Raw genomic sequence first — 20617 nt, forward strand, 5'->3', positions numbered from 1 at the left:
GCTGATATCTCGGCTGCGGGCCTTGCGGCCCGACGCCTCGGCGCCTGTGGCCGGTGTGACGCGCTGATCGACGGTTGGGCTGCTTTGCGGCGTGTTGGGAACGTTGCGTGATCAGCCGCGCATGAGGTCGGGCAGATCGCCCGAGAGGCCAGCGGCTTCGCGCATCACGGCGCGGCGCATGTCGGGGGTGGCGTTGACCATGCGCATCCCCAGATCGCGCAGCCCGCGCAGCAGTGGATTGTCATTCGAGAACAGGCGGTTGAACACATCCGTCGCCAGTGCCAGCGTCGCCGTGTCGAAGCGGCGCCAGGCGGCGTAGCGGTCGAGCACCTGCGGGGAAGCGAAATCTTCGCCCCGCCGTATGGCGTGGGTCAGGACATGGGCAAGGGCCGCGATATCGCGCAGGCCGGCGTTCAGGCCCTGACCGGCGATGGGATGCACGCCGTGGGCCGCATCGCCCACCAGCGCAAGGCGCGGGGCGGTCAGGGCATTGGCGAGGGTCAGCCCCAGCGGATAAGTGTAACGTGCACCGGCCAGGCTGATCGCGCCGAGGAAGTCGCCAAAGCGGGGGCGCAGGACCTTGAGGTAATCCTCCTCGGGCAAGGCGTTGATGCGCTGGGCCATGTCGGTGGTTTCGGTCCAGACGATTGCGCTGCGGTTTTCGGTCAGCGGCAGGATCGCGAGCGGCCCGGGCGGCAGGAACAGCTGGTGCGCGATGCCGTTGTGGGGCTTTTCATGGGCGATGGCGCAGACCAGCGCGCTTTGACGATAGGTCCAGCCGGTGCGGCGGATGCCCGCGCGGGTGGCGGTGCCGCTTTGGCGGCCATCGGCACCGATCAGCAGGCGGGCGCGCAGGGTTTCCCCGGTCGAGAGGGTGACGCAAGCGCCTGTGGTATCGGTGCTTTGGGCCACGACGGTTGCGCTGGTGCGGTGGGTGATGCCCGGCGTCGCCGCAAGGGCGTCAAGCAGGGCGGCGCGCAGGTGCCGGTCTTCGACCATGTAGCCCATCGGGCCGTCGGCCATTTCGGCGGCGTCAAAGGACAGGCCAAGGAAGGCGGCGCTGTCGCCGACGCGACCATCCGTGACCTTGATCTGCTGCATCGGCTGGGCGTGGTCCGCCAACCCCTGCCACAGGTTCAGCGCGGCCAGCATCCGCTGCGAGGTGACGGCGAGCGCGTAGGAGCGCCCGTCAAACGCCGGATCGGCGCGGGTTTCACCGCTGAGCGTATCGATGACCGTGACGGTCAGGCCACCCTGGGCGGCGGCAAGTGCCATGCAACTGCCGTTGAGGCCGCCGCCGATGACGAGGATGTCGCTGTCATATGTCGTGTCTGTTGTCATAAGGCGCAATATGGTCGTGCGGGCGGGATTGTCCATGCGCCGCACTGCCGCTACCGTCCCCGACAACACGAAAAAGGAGTGACGGCATGCAGGGTTGGACGTCTTTGAGCGCATCGGATCTGGGGCGCGGTATCGGGCGGGGCGAGATCGACCCCGAAACGCTGGCGCAGGTGTTTCTGGACGCCATCGCGGCGCATCCCGAGAGCGACCGTATCTATGCCCGCGTGACGCCGGAACGGGCGCTGGCCGAGGCACGTGCTGCCGGGCTGCGGGCCAAGTCCGGGCGGCGGTTGTCGTTGCTGGATGGTGTGCCGGTCAGCTGGAAGGACCTGTTCGACACCGCAGGTGTGGCGACCGAGGCGGGAACGGCGCTGTTGTCAGGCCGGGTGCCAGAGCGGGATGCAGAGGTTTTGCGGGACGCATCGGCCATGGGGCTGGTCTGTCTGGGCAAGACGCATATGTCGGAACTGGCGTTTTCCGGGCTGGGGTTGAACCCCGTCACCGCATCGCCGCCCTGCGTGAATGACGCGGAGGCGGTGTCGGGCGGGTCATCGTCCGGGGCGGCGGCGTCGGTTGCCTTTGGTCTGGCGGCGGCGGCTGTCGGGTCGGACACGGGCGGATCGGTGCGGATCCCGGCGGGATGGAACGATCTGGTGGGGCTAAAGACCACTTCGGGGTTGTTGTCGCTGAACGGCGTGGTGCCGTTGGCGGCAAAGTTCGACACGGTGGGACCGCTGACCCGAACGGTCGAGGATGCGGCGCAGATGCTGGCGGCGCTGCTGGGCGCCCCGGCGATGGATACCGGCGGGATGCCGGATCTGCGCGGACGGCGGTTTGGTGCGCTGCAAACCATCGTGATGGACGACCTGCGTGACGGACCTGCGGCGGCTTATGCCGGTGCACTGGAGCGGCTGCGCGCCGCTGGCGCGGTGATCGAGCCGGTCGATGCGCCCGAAATCATTGGGCCCATGGGCGATGCGCCGGTGCTGTATACCGGCGAGGCTTGGGGGATCTGGCGCGACAAGATCGAGGCACATCCTGATCTGATGTTCGCCCCGATCCGCGAGCGGTTCGAGGGGGGCCGTGCCTTTTCCGCAGCGGATTATGTTGCGGCCTGGCGGCGTCTGGAGGATGCGCGGGCGGTCTGGGCCACCCGCATGGCAGGCTATGACGCGGTGCTGTCACCCACGGCTCCGAACCTGCCGCCCAAGGCCGACAAGCTGATGGAGCAGGGGGAGTATTACGTGACCGAGAACCTGCTGACCCTGCGCAACACGCGGGTTGGCAACCTGATGGGGGTGGCTGCTATGAGCTTGCCCACCGGTGTGCCGAGCTGCGGGTTGCAGTTGCTGGGAACGGCGGGCGGAGAGGCGCAGTTGTTGCGGCTGGCGCTGGGCGTTGAGGCGGCGTTGCGTTGATTGGCAGGGCGGATGGGGGCGCTGCCCCCGCCGGGTTGTTTTTGGACCGATGAAGCCGGGGGTCAGCCCCGGGGGGCGGGCATGACGGGTTTGGGCTCGGGTTCGGCCAGATGCGGGTGGCTGCGGTAGATCAGGTAGGCGATGCAGGCGGCCGCGCCCATCAGCGGGATCAGCAGGGCCATGGCCAGCACGGCATCCCCCATCAGCGCGCCAAGTGAGCCGATCAGCAGCCCCGATCCCATTTGCAGGAAGCCCATCATCGAAGCGGCCGAGCCTGCCTCGCGCCCGAAAGGGGCCAGGGCGGCGGTGGACATGGCGGGCATGATGAAGGCGATGCCGATGGCGTAGATCGCGACCGGGATCATCACATGCAAAAAGCTGAGCGCGCCGAAGGCAAGGGACAGCGTGCCGAGGCTGCCAAGCAGGATGAACCCAAGCCCCGGTGCCACGAGGCGGTAGGCCGAGACGCGGCCCATCAGGAAACGCACGGTCAGAGAGCTTGTGAAGAAGAAGCCGGATTGCATCAGCATTCCAAGGCCGAACTGCGCCGGTGTCAGCCCGATTTCGTCCATCAGGATGAAGGGCAGGAATGTGGCCTGAGCGTAGAGCGCACCGAGGGCACCCGACATGACCATCGCCGTTGTCATGAAGTGCCGGTGGGTCAGAAGCATGAGGTACGTGCGGCCCAGAGTGCGGACGTTGAGGCGGCTGCGGTCGGGGGTGACGGTTTCGCGCAGGGCAAAGGTGGCCACGGTGATGATCGTGAGCCCCAGTATCAGCATAACCACAAAGGTTGATCGCCAGCCGAATATCCCCAGCAGGACGCCGCCGAGGGTAGGGGCAAGTGCCGGCCCGAGGGCGAGGATGATGCCGATGAGGTTCATGATGCGGCTGGAGTCCTCGCCCTTGAACAGGTCACGCACCAGCGCGCGCGAGATCGCCACGCCAGCAGAGGCGCCGATGCCCTGAAGGAAACGGGCGGCCATCAGTGTTTCGACGTTGGGAGCAAAGAGGGCAAAGACGCTGGCGGCGCAGTAGATTCCCATGAAGGCGATGATGATGGGGCGGCGTCCCAGCGCGTCAGAGAGGGGGCCTGCGACAAGCTGGGCAACAGCGAAACCGCCGAAATAGAGCGTCAGGGTCATCTTGATCGCTGACTGGCTGACGCCGAAGGCATGCACCAGTTCGGTCATCGCGGGCGTGTAGATCGCCATGGAAACCGGGCCGACGGCAACAAGCAATGCGCCGATCAGGCTGACCCGGCGGGCGGACATCAGCGGCGTGGCGGGGGGCGTCTGGTCGGTCATTCGGTTGGCTTTCTGTCGCTGGCGATGCGCGCTGTGCGCGCCGTATCAAGGGTGTCGCGGATCTGGTGGGCGGTGGCGCGAAATTGTTCCAGGGTCGGCTCGTCTATGTCTTTGGTGGCGATCTGGCGGGCACGAAGGCCGGCCTCGGCTATTTCGGTGAGGACTGGTCCGGCGGCCGGGGTCAGGCTGACCAGCTTGGCGCGCCGGTCGTCGGGATCGGGGCTGCGGACCACCAGACCGGCGGCTTCGAGGCGATCAAGGAAGGTGCTCAGGCTCATCGGGGCGACGCCCAGCAGGCAGGCGAGCCTTTTCTGCTGCATCGGGCCGGAACGGTACATGTTGGCCAGCACCCGCGCCTCGGACGGGGTTACGGGGACGGCACCTGCCGCGATCTCATGTTCAAAGGCCGCGCGCATCAGGCGGGCCAGATCGTTGAGCAGGAAGCCGAGGCTGTCGGGGTCGATGGTGCGGGACATGGGGATCCGAAATTCGATAAGTCTGAAATAATATAAGGTTCACTTACTATATTGCGTCGGGAAATCAAGAGGGGCGATTGCCTGTCCAAAGGGGGAGGGGCCGGTTGTGATCTGGCCGCTGGTCCCAAGGGGAGTGCGACCTGACCTGTTGGTACGATTCCCGAATCCTGCGGCAATGGAATGGCTGATGCCCGTGGTCCGTCTATTGAAATCATTCAATTTTGACGTGAAATGCGGCGCTTTCCGATTCTCTGGCGGTAGGGCAGGGGGGCTGATGCAGATCAGGTGCGCGGGCCGTTTGACAGCAGCGGCACGGCAGGGGAGGGGGCTGGGCCGCGTATTACGGGCGTTAACCATGTCAGGCGAATTCAGGCCGGGTTGGCCCATGCGATTTTCCTGCCACAGGTCCCGAAACACCCCTGCTTTTTCTGGACGTGGGCGCGGGCATTCCGTATCCTGCCCCAAAGCGGGGCGCCTATGATCCCGCATTCAGAGGCAGATGAATATGTTTCCCGAGCGGTTTTCGAACCTTCCGGCTTATGCGTTTCCGCGCCTGCGGAGCCTTTTGGACGCCCATGCTCCGGGTGGCCCCGTCGCGCATATGACGATCGGAGAGCCGAAACACGCCTTTCCCGAGTGGATTACCGGGATCATCACCGAAAACGCCCATGAGTTCGGGAAATACCCGCCGAACGATGGCACGCCGGAATTGCGCGATGCGATAGCGGCCTGGATTCAGCAACGTTATGGCGTTTCGGTTGATCCCGAGACGGACGTGATGCCGGTGAACGGCACGCGCGAAGGGCTGTACAACGCCGCGATGGCGCTGTGTCCCGAGACGAAGCACGGCAAGCAGCCCATCGTTCTGACGCCGAATCCGTTCTATCAGGTCTATATGGTCGCCGCGATTTCCGTCGGGGCCGAACCTGTGTTCGTGCCTGCCACCGCGGCCACGGGGCATCTGCCGGATTATGCTGGCCTGCCGACCGAGGTGCTGGACCGGACCACGCTGGCCTATCTGTGTTCGCCCGCCAATCCGCAGGGCGCGGTGGCGGATCGCGCCTATTGGGAAACGCTGATCGCGCTGGGCGAAAAACACGATTTCCAGATTTTGGCAGATGAGTGTTATTCCGAAATCTACCGCGACACGCCCCCGGTCGGGGCGTTGCAGGTGGCGCGCGACATGGGCGCGGACCCGGAGCGCGTGGTGATTTTCCATTCGCTTTCCAAACGGTCGAACCTGCCGGGGCTGCGATCCGGGTTTGTTGCCGGGGGGCCGCAAAGCATTGCGCGCATCCGTCAGCTGCGGGCCTATGCCGGTGCGCCGCTGCCGCTGCCGTTGCAGCGTGTGGCCGAAAAGGTCTGGGCCGATGAGGCGCATGTGGTCGAGAACCGCCGCCTGTATCAGGAAAAATTCGCCGTCGCGGACCGGATGTTCGGCAATGTGCCCGGATATCTGCCGCCCGAGGCCGGTTTTTTCCTTTGGCTGCCGGTCGAGGATGGCGAGGCGGCGGCGCTGAAGCTTTGGCAAGAGACAGGCGTTCGGGTTCTGCCCGGCGCGTACCTGTCGCGCGACACGAAAGAGGGCAACCCCGGCGCGGGCTATATCCGCGTCGCGATGGTGGCCCCGCTGGATGAATTGAAGGACGGGCTCGGGCGGCTCCGGGAATGTCTGTATGGCAACTAGAGCCGCAACAAGAGCAAAAAAACCGACAAAAGAGGCGAAGAAAAAGATGGCATATCAGGCTCGGGGGCGCGATCCTCTTTTTGACAGCGACATGCAGGCGGCGATTGAAAAGCGCGGCAAGGAGTTGGTGGGCCTTTTGCTTGTCGTTCTGGGATGCATGGCGGCTGCGATGATCGCGTCCTACACGCCGGATGATCCCAGTTTCATGTCGGCCACGGATGCGCCGGTGCAGAACATGATGGGGCGGATCGGCGCGTCGATCGCAGCACCGCTGTTCATGATCGTGGGTCTGGGCAGCTGGGGTATCGCGCTGGCGCTGATCGTCTGGGGGCTGCGCATGGTGGTCCACCGGGGTGACGAACGTGCCGTGTCCTGCCTGATCTTTGCGCCGATCTGGGTCGCTGTCGGTTCCGTCTATGCTGCAGGGCAGTCGGTGGGACCTGAGTGGAGCCACAGTTTCGGTCTGGGCGGTCTGTTCGGTGACATGATGATGGGCACGCTGCTGAACATCCTGCCGGTGGGGGCCAGCATCGGGATCAAGCTGCTGTTGCTGGTGCTGGGCGCGGTGATCGTGACGATGGGCGCCTTCGTGCTGGGCTTTACCGCGCCGGAACTGCGTGCGATTGCGCGGTTCCTGACAGTCAGCCTTGTCATGGCCTATGCCACGCTGCTGACGCTGCTTGGTCGCGGAGCAAGTGGTGCGGTGCAGGGGGCGCAGGCCATGCAGTTGGCCCATGCCGAACGCCGTGAACGCCGCCGTCAGGAAGAGGCGGAATCAGCCGCCTGGGCCGCCGCACAAGAGGCCGTGCCGGCGTCATCGGTGCGCCGCCGGATGTCTGCTGCGCAGGATATGGATAACGAGGTGCTTGAACCCGTTGCGGAAAAGCCAAGCTTTCTGTCGCGCATGCCGCAGATGATCAAGCGCACAGAGCCGATGCCGGAGCCCGAGTTGGTCGAGATGCAATCGGTGGCCGATGTCGACGAGATGCCCGGTGACGACCGCATCCGCGCCAAGATTGCCGATGTGATCAAGACGCGCCTTCGGTCCACGCCCGAGGCCCGCATCGCCGCGGAAACGCCGCTGACCAAGGGGCGCGGTCGTCGCCCCGAACCTCTGATCGTGGCACCTACGCCGCGCGCCTCGGCGCTGCCGCCGGAACCGCCGGTGACTGCACCGCGCGTGGTGCCCACCGTCGCGGCTGCTGCTGCCGGACTGGTCGCGTCGCGCGCTGGGGCGCTGCCTGCGGCCTCGGGGGGGGCGATGGTGGCACGGCGTGGCGGGGCCGTTCCCCCGGCGCCGATCTATGTGGATGACGTCGATATCGACGAAGACGGCGATGAGCGCGACTATTCCTCCATCGCCCATGTCGACGAAACCGATGCGCTGTCCTATCAGGCCGCGCCCGAGGACGACGACGACGATTATGCCGAGGCGGATGATTACGACGCTATGTCCTATCAGGCCGAAACCGCGCGCCCGGCCATCCCTGTCGCCGCGCCAAAGAAAGTCGTGCAGCAGCCGATCCGCAAGCCGATCCAGCCGTCGCGCCGCGCGCAGGAGGAATCTGAGCCGCGCCTGAGTTTCGACGAGAAGGAGTCGTTGGAATACGAATTGCCGCCGCTGAGCCTGCTGCTGAACCCGGACACGATCACCCGGCATCACCTGTCGGATGAATCGCTGGAAGAGAACGCGCGGATGCTGGAATCCGTGCTGGACGACTATGGCGTCAAGGGCGAGATCGTTTCGGTCCGCCCCGGCCCCGTTGTCACGATGTATGAACTGGAGCCTGCGCCGGGCCTCAAGGCGTCGCGGGTCATCGGCCTTGCGGACGATATCGCACGGTCCATGTCTGCCCTGTCCGCCCGTGTGTCCACCGTCCCGGGCCGGTCGGTCATCGGCATCGAATTGCCCAATGACAACCGCGAGATGGTGGGTTTCCGCGAAATCCTGTCGAGCCGGGATTATGGCGACGGCAACCAGAAGCTGCCGCTGGCACTGGGCAAGGATATTGGCGGCGACCCGGTTGTTGCCAACCTCGCCAAGATGCCCCACCTGCTGATTGCGGGTACCACCGGTTCGGGCAAGTCCGTAGCGATCAACACGATGATCCTGTCACTGCTTTACAAGCTGACGCCGGATGACTGCCGCATGATCATGATCGACCCCAAGATGCTGGAACTGTCGGTTTATGACGGCATTCCGCACCTGCTGTCGCCGGTGGTGACCGACCCGAAAAAGGCCGTTGTGGCGCTGAAATGGGTCGTGGGCGAGATGGAGGAACGGTATCGCAAGATGTCCAAGATGGGCGTGCGCAACATCGACGGTTATAATGGCCGTGTAGCGGATGCCCTGAGCCGCAACGAGATGTTCGAACGCACGGTGCAGACCGGGTTTGACGACGACACCGGCGAGCCGATATTCGAGAGCGAAGAGTTCGAGCCCAAGAAGATGCCCTATATCGTGGTGATCGTCGACGAGATGGCCGACCTGATGATGGTCGCAGGCAAAGAGATCGAGGCCTGTATCCAGCGTCTGGCGCAGATGGCGCGGGCGAGCGGCATCCACCTGATCATGGCGACGCAGCGGCCTTCGGTCGACGTGATCACCGGCACGATCAAGGCGAACTTCCCCACGCGGATTTCGTTCCAGGTGACGTCAAAGATCGATTCGCGCACCATTCTGGGCGAAATGGGCGCCGAGCAGCTGCTGGGTATGGGTGACATGCTGTATATGGCCGGCGGGTCCAAGATCATCCGCTGTCACGGGCCCTTCGTTTCGGACGAAGAGGTCGAGGAGGTTGTGAACCACCTCAAGGCCTTTGGTCCGCCGGACTATATCGGCAGGGTGGTCGAAGGGCCGGATGATGATCGCGAAGCGGACATCGACGCGGTGCTGGGCCTTGGGACTGGCGGCAATACGGATGGCGAGGACGCGCTGTATGACACGGCTGTGGCGATCGTGATCAAGGACCGGAAGTGTTCGACATCCTACATCCAGCGCAAGCTGGCCATCGGTTACAACAAGGCGGCGCGCCTTGTGGAGCAGATGGAGGACGAGGGCGTGGTCAGTTCAGCCAACCACGTCGGCAAGCGCGAGATCCTTGTCCCCGAACAGAATTGATCCCGCGGAGCAGGCGTGCCGCCTGCGCAGATATCTCGGTGACGGGCGTTGCCCGTCACCTCCGCGCTTGTTGCGCCCTGACTCCTTTGGCCAACTGTTGTCCGCGTTGCTGCGGTACTGTGTTATCGCCTGATAGGCGATGGGGGTAGCGCCCCCGGCCTTTGGGTGGGAACCGGTCTGCCCCCTTGATCGTTGGGTGCTGGGTGCTTTTATCCAATGACAGGGCGCTGATATCGCATATCCGTCCGGATTGAGGCATCAAGCCCCCGACCAGACCGAGCAGACAGGACACACCATGAAACTTGCCGCCCTTATGACCGCCGCCGCCGTGACACTTGCCACGGCGCTTCCCGCTGCGGCCGAAAAGCTGTCGCTGAACCAGATATCGGCCTACCTTAACGATCTGCAATCCGCGCAGGGGGCGTTTACGCAGATCAACGGCGATGGCTCAATCTCGACCGGGACGATCTACATCAAGCGGCCCGGGCGCGTGCGGTTCGAGTATAATCCGCCGGAACAGGCGCTGGTCATGGCCAATTCCGGTCAGGTGGTGATTCTGGATCGCAAGCTGGGTGGAGCGCCGGAAAGTTATCCGCTGAGCCAGACGCCGCTGAGCATCATATTGGCGCGCAACGTCAATCTGGGGCAGGCGGACATGGTTCAGGGGCTGACCTATGACGGTACGGCGACGACTGTGGTCGCGCAGGATCCAAAGCGGCCTGAATACGGCAGCATCGAGATGAAGTTCACCGATGGCCCGGTGGAGTTGCGGCAGTGGATCATCAAGGATTCCAGCGGGTCGCTCACCACGGTGGTACTGGGCGACCTGAACCGGACCGAGGTCAGTAACGCGCTGTTCGATGTGCACGCCGAGATGGCCAACAACGGCCGCTAGGAAAACGTCGGACGCCGCGCGCGCTGTTGTTTCAGCGTGCCGCGCGGCAGCTTGCGAGCTGTGACTGGTAGGTCACTGCGCGCTGGCCGACTTCACCTGCGACGCGCATAAGCCAGGCCTTGGAATTGTAGGAACCACGGGAATAACCGGTCCGACCTTCGTGATAGGCCAGATAGTGGTTACGTGCGTCCGACATCGGGATCCCGAGTGCGTTGCGGGTCTGGGACATGTACCAGCCCATGAAGTCGGCGGCATCGTCGATGCTGTCGCGCCGGGCGCGGCGTTTGCCTGTGGCGACGAGGTATTCGTCCCAGGTGCCGTCCAGTGCCTGCGAATATCCGAAGGCCGAGCTTTGCCGCCCCATCGGGATGACCCCGAGGGAATAGCGGAACGGTGTGCGCGCATCCGAGATGAATTTGCTTTCCTGATAGATCGTCGCCATCTGGACGTGCATCGGGACGCCCCATTTGCGTTCCGCGGCGCGGAAGGCGCGGGTATATTGCGGACGCTCCTGGACGATTGCGCAGGCGTTGTCGAGATTTCGGGGCGCAGAGCGATCTCCGCCGCCGCCGCAGGACGCCGTCAACAACATGATCACCAGTGCGCGAAGAGTTCTGCTCATCTGCCTCTCGCTTTTTGTAGTTTTTTATTTTGCGTAACTGTAGCCGATCAGGGCCCCGGAGGAAATCACAAATCCATCAAGAGCGGACTCCCTCGGCGGCGGGGCTATTGCTTCCTTGCCGTCATTGACTGCGAAACCCCTACGGGCTGCGGCCTTTTCCCCGGGTCAGATGGCTTTGGCGCGCATCTTGTGAATCCCGGTCACGGTATGTTTCCCCCGTCAGGATATGCAAGGATTGGACAAGCTGCCATTGAAAGGATTAATAACCCTCTGTAGAGGCCAGTGATCATGAGCACCCAGCAAGCAAAATATCATCTTGGACAGGTCGTCCGCCATCGCAAGCACCCCTTTCGGGGGGTGGTTTTTGACGTCGATCCCGAATTCAACAATACCGATGAGTGGTACGAAGCAATCCCCGAGGACAGCCGTCCGATAAAGGATCAGCCCTATTACCATCTGCTGGCGGAAAACGATCAGAGTTTTTACGTGGCTTATGTGTCCGAACAGAATCTGGTCGCGGATTCTTCGGGTGAGCCTGTGGACCATCCGGATATTCCCGATCTGTTCGGTGCCTTCCAGGATGGCAGCTATGAGCTGCATTTCCAGATGAACTGAATCGCCTGCGCGTTTGGCGCAGGGTTTCGGGGGCGCTGCCCCCGGCCGACGGTCAGGCTTTTCCCAACAGATCGAGGAAGGCCTCGATATCCGTTGGGTCGATGGACCAGTCGCAGACAAAGCGGGCGGTGAGCAGTCCGTCGGGGTCTTCGCCGTTCAGGTCCCCGCTGATGTGGTACTGCGCGCCGGCGGCCTGGGCCTTTTGGTGCAGAGCGCGGGGCAGGGCGGCAAAGATCATGTTGGCGCGGGCATCGTTGCGGATTTCTGCCAGTCCCTGAAGCCCGTCCAGAAGCTGGGCCGAGCGGGCATTGGCGGTGGTCGCAAGATCGCGCCAGAGATCATCCTGAAGATAGGCCGACATCTGTGCCGCAAGGTAGCGGTGTTTCGAAAACAGGTGCGCGCCCCGCTTGCGGCGCAGTTCAAACGCGCGGGCATGGGCGGGGTTGAAGAAAATCACCGCCTCGACTCCCATCAATCCATTCTTGGTGCCGCCAAAGACGGCGACGTCTATGCCGACCTTCCAGCTCATTTCGGCGGGGGTGCAGTTCAGTGCGACGCAGGCATTGGCAAAACGGGCACCGTCCAGATGGACGGGCAGATCGTAGTTCTGGGCCACGGTGGCGAGGGCGCGCAGCTCGGTAAGGCTGTAGAGATTGCCCTGTTCGGTGACTTGCGTGATCGAGACCGGGCCGCGTTGCGGGCCGTGGACGCCGCGGTTGCCCTGCCCCTTGATCGCGATGCGCAGGGCGTCTGCGGTCATGCGGTCGTCGCCGGGAACCAGCGTCAGCTTGGCGCCGCCGGTGTAGAATTCCGGGGCGTTGCACTCATCCTCGTGGATATGCGCGACGGGGGAGCAGAAGACCGTATCAAAGGGCTGGCAGAGCGTGGCGAGCGCCAAAGAGTTCGCCGCAGTGCCTGTGGCCACCAGATGAACCGAAGCATCGGGGGCCTCAAAAAGGGTGCGGATCTGGTCGGTGACGGCGTCGGTCAGGGCATCGGTGCCGTAGGACATGACGTGGCCGGTGTTGGCCGTGGTCAGGGCCGCCATGACCTGCGGTGGGACGGGGCCGGAATTGTCGGAGGCAAAGAACATCAGGTCGGCTCCTCGATGATGTAGTCTTCCCAGTCCTCTTCGTTCACCTCGAACTCGGCGACGGTGCGGTGCTGCATGGAGACGCCTGCGTCGTGGACCGACTGCGGCGTGCCCGAAATCAGCGGGTGCCAGTCATAAAGCGGCTTGCCCTCCCACAGCAGGCGGTAGGCGCAGGTCTTGGGCATCCAGTAGGCGTGGGTGTCGATATTGGATGGCTTCAGCACGATGCATTCGGGCACGAACTGGTGGCGGATCGGATATTGCGCGCAGCGGCAGGTGGTGTCGTCGAACAGGCGGCAGGCCACCTTGGTCAGCTCCACATGGCCGGTGTCTTCGTCCTCAAGCTTGTTCAGGCAGCATTTGCCGCAGCCGTCACAGAGGGCTTCCCATTCTTCGGGTGACATCTGGGTAAGCTTTTTCTTTTCCCAGAAACGTTTTTTCAGCCCGGTGCGGGGGATCGGATCGCTCATAATGTATCCAGAATCTGGCGGGTGCGCGCGACGTCGGCGTGCATCTGGGTGATGAGCGCGTCGAGACCGTCAAACTTTTCCTCGCCTCGCAGGTATTCGACCAGTGCGACAGACAGGTTGGCGCCGTAAAGGTCGCCTTTGAAATCGAGCAGGTAGGTTTCGAGGTTTGCGTGGTTGGTGCCGAACATCGGCCGTACTCCGATGCTGGCCGCGCCCTGATAGCGCCCCTTGTGGGGGCCATCGGTGACCTCGACCAATACGGCGTAGACGCCGAATTTAGGCGGATGCAACCCGTCGATGTTCATGTTTGCGGTGGGAAAACCCAGTTCGCGACCGCGCTGTTCGCCGCCGATCACGGTGCCTTCGATGCGGTGCCAGTGGCCCAGCTGTGTGGCGGCGTCGCGCGGGCGACCTTCGGTCAGGGCGGCGCGGATTGATGTGGAGCTGACCCGCCCGGCGGCGTTTTCGACCAGTTCCGCCACGGTGACGCCAAACCCCATCTCTGCGCCGAACCGCTGCAGATCTGAAACGGTTCCGGCACGGTGATTGCCAAAGCAGAAGTCGGCGCCAACAACCACATGGCGCAGGCCCAATCCGTCGGCGAGCACCTTTTGGGCAAAGGCCTGTGGTGTCAGGGCGGCAAGGGCGGTGTTGAAGTTCAGCTCGTACAACCGGTCGACGCCCAGCTTGGCCAGACGCGAGGCGCGGGCCGCGGACCCCATGAGGCGAAACGGTTTGGAGTCTGGGTGAAAGAATTCGCGCGGATGAGGTTCAAAGGTCACGATGCCCAGCGGGGCATCGGGCAGGGCCTGTCGGGCAAGGTCGATGACCGCCTGGTGGCCCAGATGTACGCCGTCAAAATTACCGATGGCGGCGCTGGCCCCCCGGTCGCGTGGCTCGACGAACTGATAATCCCGGATGATCCGCATGGCGCCGAGGGTTAGCCGGGCATCGGGGGCAGCGCAAGACGGTAAGCGCCGGAAATGGTGGTGCCGCGCCGTCGTCCGGGCGGGCATCTTTGCTTTGGTCGTTTTCGCGTCAGTCGAACTTGCGGCTGGGGGCCAGAACCATTGCTTCGCCGATTAGCACCTTCTTGCCGTCGACGGCGCAATGGCATTCCAGTTTGACCCGGCGCTTGGCAAGGTCGATGTCGATCACCTTGACCTCGGCATAGACCATGTCGCCGGGCCGGACGGGGGCAAGGAATTTCAGCGTCTGGCCCATGTAGACCGTGCCGTGGCCGGGCAGTTGTTCGCCGATCACCGCCGAAATGAGGCCGGCGGTCAGCATACCGTGGGCGATACGCCCCTCGAATATGGTGTCATTGGCATAGTCATCGTCCAGGTGAACGGGATTGCGGTCGGTCGAAACCTCGGCAAACAATTCGATATCGCGGTCGGTGATCTGTTTGCGAAGATGGCGGGTCATCCCCATCTCGATATCTTCGATGCAGATCGTTCCGCGCGGCAGATTGTCGAACATGTCAGTCCCCATCAGTTATCGGCCCGGTAATAAATGGGCGCATTTGCGCCGCTCTGAGGTAACTTAATTACTTCGCAGGTGCAGAAAATCAAGCATTACCTTCGGCCAATTCGTCGAAACAGCAACTTTATGATGATTATGCCGCAGGTGGGGCAGCGTTGTTGCCTGCTTCCTGCTCAGCCCAGAGGCTGCGCAGGGTTGCGCCCTGCCCCGCAAAACAAGCATCCAGCACGGTGCAGGATTCGATCCGGTCGCAGCGGAAATGCCGGAAGGTCCCGCGCAATTCGCACCAGGCGGCCAGCATCACGCATTCGATGTGATAATTCACGGCCAGCGGGCGGACGATGCGCCGAGTCTCGGTCCCTTCGCTGTCCTTGTAGACCAACTCAAGCTTGCGTTCGGCGCGGATTGCGTCGCGCAGCAGTGCCTTGGACACGCAGCCAAGGGCCGGATCGTCGCGTGGGGCGCCCCAGGGGGACACGACCAGCCAGTCCGAAGGGCCGTGCAGGGCCTCGACCTTGTCACACACACGCCGCGCGGCCTGTTCAAGCGATGTGTCGCCGGTGCGGGCCAGCATCGCCAGGCCGACGCGCAGGGCCTCGATTTCTTCGGTGTCAAAGTTCAGCGGCGGCAGATCGTAGCCACGGCGCAGCACATAGCCCAGACCAGAGGCCCCTTCGACCGGGACGCGCATCGCCTGCAACGAGGCCATGTCGCGGTAGACCGTGCGCACCGATACCTCGAGCGTTTCGGCCAACCTTTCGGCGGTCAGGGGCCCAGTGGCGGCGCGCAGGGTCTGGATCAGCTCGAACAACCGGCTGGTGCGTTCCATCGGGGCCTCCTTGCCTTGGCTGCTGCCGTTCTAGCAGGTGCCCCTGACAGGGTGTGTCAGGGGCCTGCTGTCAGGGTTGCATGGAAACTGGACAGACAGGAACCCGCCATGCACCGCCATTCAGACCGTCAGCGCCTTGGTATCGGACTGCTCAGCACGCCACCCGGGGCGGAGGCGCCGCGCCGCGTGACGCCGCCACGTCTGGTGTCAGTGCGTCTGATCGAAACCCTGCGGCGGTTTTTTCAGCGCAGAAAGCCGATGGCAAAATTGGGATGGGTCTGGGCGCGGTCAAGATAGGCGTTCAGGGCGTCAGGGTCGGGCTGTTCCGTGGTCTTTGTCTCGGCCGCAGCCAACCCGCCGGTGATGAACAGCGAATCGATATCTTCGCCCATCGCGCCCGAGATATCGGTGTGGATGCCGTCACCGATGGCGAGGATCCCGTTCGTGCCGACATCCCGGCCCAGTTCCGCCAGACGGCGGCGGGCGAGGTCATAGATGGGCGGGTGGGGTTTGCCGAAATAAAGGCTCTCTCCGCCCATCTCGGTATATAGCTGCGCCAGCGCACCAGCGCACCATTCCCGCGAATCGCCACGGTCGACAACGATATCGGGGTTGGCGCAGAGCAGCTTCAGCCCCTTCTGCTTGGCCAGCAGGAACTGCGGACGGTAGACGGCAGGATCGGCATTGGGGTCTTCGGGGCCGCAGCAGACGATGCCTTCGGCCTGATCCAGCGGCACCTGGGTGATGTCGACCGGGTTGGTGACAACCTTGAGCGGGGTAAAGAAGCCTTGTTCGTGCGGCTGACCGATGAACCAGACCTTTTCACCGATGACGCCTTCGAACATTGCAGCGCGGGCGGAATCGCCGCTGGTGGTGATGCTGTCCCAAGCGTCGGTGGGCACGCCGAACCGTTCCAGCTGCTTTTCGACATTGGCGCGCGGCTGGGGCGAGTTGGTGACCAAAATCACGGCCCCGCCACCCTTGCGATAGGTCTGAAGCGCTGCAACCGCCGAGGGGATCGCCTTGACCCCGTCATGCACGCAGCCCCAGAGGTCAACGAAAAGCGCGTCGTACCGGTCGGAGATTTCAGAGAGAGATTGGATCAGTTGGGTCATCTGGGCGGGCTCCTGCACCTCGGAAAATAAGTGTTGCGACCTTATGGACCGGCCCCGCCCCGCTGACCACTGGAATGTCGGGGGTGCGCGACCAAGCGGACGCTTTGCCAATCACCCGCGATCACCTAAACAGGGCGATAAATCATCAGATGCGGGGTAGTCGTCATGGCCGAAATTGCAATTAGGTCATTCATTGCATCGCTTGTCGCGGTCCGAAAAACTGAGGCGCAGCATGAGGTTCTACTCCTAAAAAGAACACGAACCTTGGTAGGCGAGTGGTGTCAGGTGGTGGGAAGCATCGAGGAAGGTGAAACAGCTTGGCAAGCTGCCTTGCGTGAATTGGATGAAGAGACTGGATTGAAGCCTGACGCCCTATATTCGGGCGATACTTGCGAACAATTCTATGAAGCGGATCGCGACGCGATTACGATTGCACCAGTGTTTGTTGCATTCATCGACAGTTCCGCGAAGGTGTCATTAAACCATGAACATAGTGAATACCGATGGGTCAGTTTCGGGGAGGCTATTGAGCTGGTCGCCTTTGGCGGGCAACGGCGCGTTCTCAGATGGATAGAAGACGAGTTCGTTAAGAGACCCCCAAGCAAACATCTTCTGATTGAGAATATTTAGATCCGCAGGGGCAAAGCCATATTGGCTCAGCACGGACCGTCGCACCAAGGCCGGGCGGTGGTCATTCCGGTCAGGGCGAGTTTCCGCTGCAATCGCCTAAATGGCAGCTTTGAGAAATTTTCCGGTACACATCAGCACCCTTAAGGCAGGGCAGATTGATCAGGACTTGAATGCTAAAAAGACTCGACGTTCCTTACCGACGGTAACCAGCCAGAAGACAGTCCCAGCAGACCCCCCTACAGCGAAGCCGAACAGTGCGTAGGTCAAGTTACCTGAAAAACCAAGAAAGCCTCCAAGGATAATTGAGCCGATGATCGGCGGCACCAACCATGAAATAAAGGATCGCCGCCAGCACAAGACAACCCACAATAACAAGGCAAGGACGCCCAAGAGAAGAGCCAACAATCCTCCGAATGCAATGTAGATGAACAGGCCAAGCCAAATTGGGGCATCACTGGGTATGTCCCATTCAAAGAACTGGCCACCTACATACATAGCCAAGATTGCAAAGATTGATGCGGCCAAAAGACCGAGCAACACTTCCAACACGTGCGGCGACCCGTCCATGATGTTTTCCATTTCGATCGGTTATTTTAATTCAACAGTATTCGAAGCAACTGCATTCTAAAAGCCGTCACTTCGGCCCTATGCAGCATTTGTCACAAGGACCCCAAGCGGTCGTTCGGACCATGACCACCCGGCGCCAAGCCCTGACAACGAAAAAGGGGCCGCAGTAGCGACCCCTTTAAAATCTCGGGCGCGCGACGATCAGACCTTGAGGAAGGGGATGATCTGTTTCTTGCGGCTCATCACGCCGGGCAGGACGACCGTGTCGCCGGTGACGATGACGCCAAAGCTTTTCTCGGCCACGGTTTTGACAAGGTCATTCGGGACCAGCAGCGTTGCCTCTTCGTTGAGGATATCCACGACGAACAGCAGCACCTGATCGGCGCCGTCTTCGGCCGCGACATCGACCATCGAGGCCATCAGGCTGTCCTTGCGGTCCAGCACGATCTTGGGCGCGGTGGTTTCGAGCACGGAAACGCGGAATTCCTTGCCGTCCACGGTGTATTCCTTGGAATCCATCCGCAGCAGTTCGGCGTCGCTGAACGACGATACATCGGATTTGGCGGCGAACATTTCAGCGGCGAAGGTGGCGATATCGATGCCCAGTTCGGTGGCGAGCGACAGGGCGATGGCCTTGTCTTCGTCCGTGGTGGTCGGGCTGCGGAATTCCAGCGTATCGGACAGGATGCAGGTCAGCATCGCGCCCTTGATGCCCCGGGGGGCCTGGGACAGGTCATCGCCGATGATCTTGTGCATAATCGTCGCGGTGCAGGCCAGCGGCTCCATGCGGATCTCGATCGGGCCCTTGGTTTCCAGCCCGCCGACCAGTTTGTGATGGTCGATGATGCCGCGAATGTCGGCCTTGTTGATGCTGGCGGGCAGTTCGGCGGGGTTGTTGGTGTCGACGATGAAGACCGGAGCACCTTCGGCGACGTCGCCGATGATTTCGGGTTTGTCGAGGTTCCAGTGGCTCAGCATGAAGGCCGCTTCGGTATTGGGTTCGCCCAGCAGGACAGGCGTTGCCGCTTCGCCGCGAATATGGGTGAGGTACCAGGCCCAGATGATCGGGCTGCCGGTGCTGTCTGTATCGGGGGATTTGTGGCCAAACACTTGCGTCGTCATGATGGGTCCTCGCGGTTGCGGAAAACTGTGTCGCGGGCGTTATATGAGGGCCGTTGCGCATTGTCACCCGTCTGCGCGGGTGTGTCGGGGCAGGGCGCGGATCAGGGGCCGTGGGCGTCGGGCAGGCGGGAGGCTACTTGCTTCGGGTCAGGTCAAAGGCCTTGCGCATCACCGTTGGCAGGTCCGTGGGGTCGAAGGCCTCCAATTCGATGAATTCGCCGCGGCTGGGCTGCCGTTCCATCGGGACCAGCGCGGTCTTGACCGTGAGGCGCAGATGGAAATGGGTGAAGGTGTGGCGCGCCTCGGCTTCTATCGTCTTCCATTCGGCGCGGATCGGCGGTGCCTCTTCCGGTGCATCATTCCAGTCCGACCCCGGCCAGCCGAGCATTCCACCCAGCAGCCCCTTGTCCGGGCGGCGTTCGAGCAGCCATGCGCCATCGACGCGGCGGACGAGGTAGGCATAGCCCAGCCGGGTGGGTTTGCGCGCCTTTGGAGATTTTTTGGGCAGTTCAGCCTGCGTGCCCATCGCCCAGGCGGTGCAGGATTGCCGCCAGGGGCAGAGCCCGCAGGCCGGGTTGCGCGGGGTGCAGATCGTGGCGCCAAGGTCCATGACCGCCTGAGCGTAGTCGCCGGGGCGCTGCTGCGGTGTCAGGGCGCGGGCATATTCCGTGAGGATCGGTTTCGCCGCGGGCAGGGGGGTGTGTTCGTCGTAAAGCCGGGACATCACCCGTTCCACGTTGCCATCCACAACCGTCTCGGGCAGGTCATGGGCGATCGCCGATATTGCCGCCGCCGTGTAGGGGCCGACGCCGGGCAGGGTCAGCAGGACCGCGGGATCGTCGGGAAAGATGCCATTGTGTTCGGAGGTGATGACGCGGGCGCATTTGAGCAGGTTGCGAGCCCGGGCGTAGTAGCCAAGACCGGCCCAGGCGGCCATGACGTCTCCATCTTCGGCGGCGGCCAGGTCTGTTACACGCGGCCAGCGGGCGGTGAAGGCTTCGAAATAGCTTTTGACGGCGGCGACGGTGGTCTGCTGCAACATGATTTCGGACAGCCAGATGCGGTAGGGATCCGGGCGCTGGCCCTGCGCGCGCGCCGATGGCCCGACGCGCCAGGGCATGGCGCGGGCATGGCGGTCGTACCATTCGAGCAGAGCCGATGGATCGGCAGGTTCACGCGGCTTTGACATAAGTTTGAACACGTCCCAAAGGCCCGGGGGTCATCCGGGCTGGCGCTTGTGGCCCGGGACACTAGAATAGCACCTTGAGAGGGGATTCAACCCATGGCCCGACGCCCGAGCAGCACACGCGGATTCGCCCGCACATCGTCCCTTCTTCAGGGGCAGATTCGGCGTACCAGCGAGGCGCGCGGCTTTGCCCAGTCGCGGCTGCTGACCCATTGGTCCGAAATCGCAGGCGAGGATATCGCCGCCATCTCGCGGCCTGTCGAAATCGGCTATGGCCGGGGCGGGATGGGGGCGACGCTGACGCTGCTGACCACGGGGGCCAATGCGCCGATGCTTGAGATGCAGAAGGTCAAGCTGCGCGAAAAGGTCAACGCGGTTTACGGCTACAATGCCATCGCGCGCATCCGGATCACCCAGACCGCCGCTATCGGTTTTGCCGAAGGAAACGTGTCCTTTGATCAGCGTACCAAGGCGAAGGCACCGGCGGAACCGGACGCCGCCACCGTTGAACATGCACGTGCCACCACCGGGGGCGTTGCGGATGAAGGATTGCGTTCCGCGCTTGAACGTTTGGCCACAAACATAATAACCAGATCGAAAGACCGGGCCTGACGGCCCCTTCTGACAGTAAAAAGGAC

Annotated in this window: 20 protein-coding genes; 7 read left to right on the top strand and 13 right to left on the bottom strand. The window is 62.9% G+C overall.

Going from position 1 to position 20617, the window contains the following annotated elements:
- Positions 1–111 precede the first annotated feature (111 nt).
- On the bottom strand, positions 112–1377 hold the full coding sequence (locus CHB75_RS02810; RefSeq protein ID WP_089269017.1) for a UbiH/UbiF/VisC/COQ6 family ubiquinone biosynthesis hydroxylase: 1266 nt from the start codon (positions 1375–1377) through the stop codon (positions 112–114).
- A gap of 50 nt (positions 1378–1427) precedes the next feature.
- Between CHB75_RS02810 and CHB75_RS02815 the strand changes: the two genes are divergently transcribed.
- On the top strand, positions 1428–2759 hold the full coding sequence (locus CHB75_RS02815; protein WP_089269018.1) for an amidase: 1332 nt from the start codon (positions 1428–1430) through the stop codon (positions 2757–2759).
- Positions 2760–2821: 62 nt separating this feature from the next.
- On the opposite strand, the gene CHB75_RS02820 is transcribed toward CHB75_RS02815, so the two are convergent.
- A complete protein-coding gene (locus CHB75_RS02820) occupies positions 2822–4066 on the bottom strand; it encodes a multidrug effflux MFS transporter (RefSeq protein WP_141135064.1) in 1245 nt (414 codons plus the stop codon).
- Entirely contained in the window at positions 4063–4542 is a 480-nt protein-coding gene (locus tag CHB75_RS02825; RefSeq protein ID WP_089269019.1) for a MarR family winged helix-turn-helix transcriptional regulator, read from the bottom strand. The genes CHB75_RS02820 and CHB75_RS02825 overlap by 4 nt, the downstream gene beginning before the upstream one ends.
- 505 nt (positions 4543–5047) lie before the next feature.
- On the opposite strand from CHB75_RS02825, the gene CHB75_RS02830 reads away from it, so the two are divergent.
- The 3 genes from CHB75_RS02830 to CHB75_RS02840 all read left to right on the top strand — a co-directional run bounded on the left by CHB75_RS02830 (position 5048) and on the right by CHB75_RS02840 (position 10245).
- Complete coding sequence (locus CHB75_RS02830; protein WP_089269020.1) at positions 5048–6229, top strand: aminotransferase class I/II-fold pyridoxal phosphate-dependent enzyme; 1182 nt, start codon at positions 5048–5050, stop codon at positions 6227–6229.
- A gap of 46 nt (positions 6230–6275) precedes the next feature.
- Positions 6276–9350, top strand: coding sequence for a DNA translocase FtsK (locus tag CHB75_RS02835; protein WP_089269021.1), 3075 nt, complete (start codon positions 6276–6278; stop codon positions 9348–9350).
- 295 nt (positions 9351–9645) lie between these two features.
- Positions 9646–10245, top strand: a complete 600-nt coding sequence (locus tag CHB75_RS02840; RefSeq protein WP_089269022.1) for a LolA family protein — start codon at positions 9646–9648, stop codon at positions 10243–10245.
- Positions 10246–10276: 31 nt separating this feature from the next.
- Here CHB75_RS02840 and CHB75_RS02845 read toward each other — a convergent pair whose 3' ends face one another.
- On the bottom strand, positions 10277–10867 hold the full coding sequence (locus CHB75_RS02845) for a transglycosylase SLT domain-containing protein (protein WP_089269023.1): 591 nt from the start codon (positions 10865–10867) through the stop codon (positions 10277–10279).
- 288 nt (positions 10868–11155) lie between these two features.
- On the opposite strand from CHB75_RS02845, the gene hspQ reads away from it, so the two are divergent.
- The gene (hspQ, locus tag CHB75_RS02850; protein WP_089269024.1) at positions 11156–11482 is read left to right on the top strand and encodes a heat shock protein HspQ; all 327 of its coding nucleotides are present in this window, start codon (positions 11156–11158) and stop codon (positions 11480–11482) included.
- Positions 11483–11534: 52 nt separating this feature from the next.
- Here the strand turns inward: hspQ and CHB75_RS02855 are convergent, their stop codons facing one another.
- The 6 genes from CHB75_RS02855 to CHB75_RS02880 form a co-directional block, all read right to left on the bottom strand.
- A complete protein-coding gene (locus CHB75_RS02855; RefSeq protein ID WP_089269025.1) occupies positions 11535–12575 on the bottom strand; it encodes a threonine aldolase family protein in 1041 nt (346 codons plus the stop codon).
- Positions 12575–13045 (bottom strand): YcgN family cysteine cluster protein, encoded by a 471-nt coding sequence (locus CHB75_RS02860; protein ID WP_089269026.1) that lies wholly within the window; start codon positions 13043–13045, stop codon positions 12575–12577. The genes CHB75_RS02855 and CHB75_RS02860 overlap by 1 nt, the downstream gene beginning before the upstream one ends.
- Positions 13042–13974, bottom strand: a complete 933-nt coding sequence (locus CHB75_RS02865) for a bifunctional riboflavin kinase/FAD synthetase (protein ID WP_089269027.1) — start codon at positions 13972–13974, stop codon at positions 13042–13044. Before CHB75_RS02865 ends, CHB75_RS02860 begins: the two co-directional genes overlap by 4 nt.
- A 109-nt stretch (positions 13975–14083) precedes the next feature.
- Positions 14084–14527, bottom strand: coding sequence for a MaoC family dehydratase (locus tag CHB75_RS02870; protein WP_089269028.1), 444 nt, complete (start codon positions 14525–14527; stop codon positions 14084–14086).
- 136 nt (positions 14528–14663) lie between these two features.
- The gene (locus CHB75_RS02875; protein WP_089269029.1) at positions 14664–15359 is read right to left on the bottom strand and encodes a helix-turn-helix transcriptional regulator; all 696 of its coding nucleotides are present in this window, start codon (positions 15357–15359) and stop codon (positions 14664–14666) included.
- Positions 15360–15601: 242 nt separating this feature from the next.
- Complete coding sequence (locus CHB75_RS02880) at positions 15602–16474, bottom strand: TIGR01459 family HAD-type hydrolase (RefSeq protein WP_089269030.1); 873 nt, start codon at positions 16472–16474, stop codon at positions 15602–15604.
- Positions 16475–16639: 165 nt separating this feature from the next.
- On the opposite strand from CHB75_RS02880, the gene CHB75_RS02885 reads away from it, so the two are divergent.
- Positions 16640–17104, top strand: a complete 465-nt coding sequence (locus tag CHB75_RS02885; protein ID WP_089269031.1) for an NUDIX hydrolase — start codon at positions 16640–16642, stop codon at positions 17102–17104.
- 159 nt (positions 17105–17263) lie between these two features.
- On the opposite strand, the gene CHB75_RS02890 is transcribed toward CHB75_RS02885, so the two are convergent.
- The 3 genes from CHB75_RS02890 to mutY form a co-directional block, all read right to left on the bottom strand.
- Positions 17264–17671, bottom strand: a complete 408-nt coding sequence (locus tag CHB75_RS02890; protein WP_141135065.1) for a hypothetical protein — start codon at positions 17669–17671, stop codon at positions 17264–17266.
- A gap of 201 nt (positions 17672–17872) precedes the next feature.
- Complete coding sequence (locus tag CHB75_RS02895) at positions 17873–18793, bottom strand: manganese-dependent inorganic pyrophosphatase (RefSeq protein ID WP_089269033.1); 921 nt, start codon at positions 18791–18793, stop codon at positions 17873–17875.
- Between the two features lie 133 nt (positions 18794–18926).
- Entirely contained in the window at positions 18927–19982 is a 1056-nt protein-coding gene (mutY, locus tag CHB75_RS02900) for an A/G-specific adenine glycosylase (protein WP_089269034.1), read from the bottom strand.
- A 93-nt stretch (positions 19983–20075) separates the two neighbouring features.
- Here mutY and CHB75_RS02905 point away from each other — a divergent pair, with 93 nt between their 5' ends.
- A complete protein-coding gene (locus tag CHB75_RS02905) occupies positions 20076–20591 on the top strand; it encodes a DUF721 domain-containing protein (RefSeq protein ID WP_089269035.1) in 516 nt (171 codons plus the stop codon).
- The last annotated feature ends 26 nt before the right edge of the window (positions 20592–20617 follow it).

The sequence above is a fragment of the Puniceibacterium sediminis genome, assembly GCF_900188035.1.
GTDB lineage: Bacteria > Pseudomonadota > Alphaproteobacteria > Rhodobacterales > Rhodobacteraceae > Puniceibacterium > Puniceibacterium sediminis.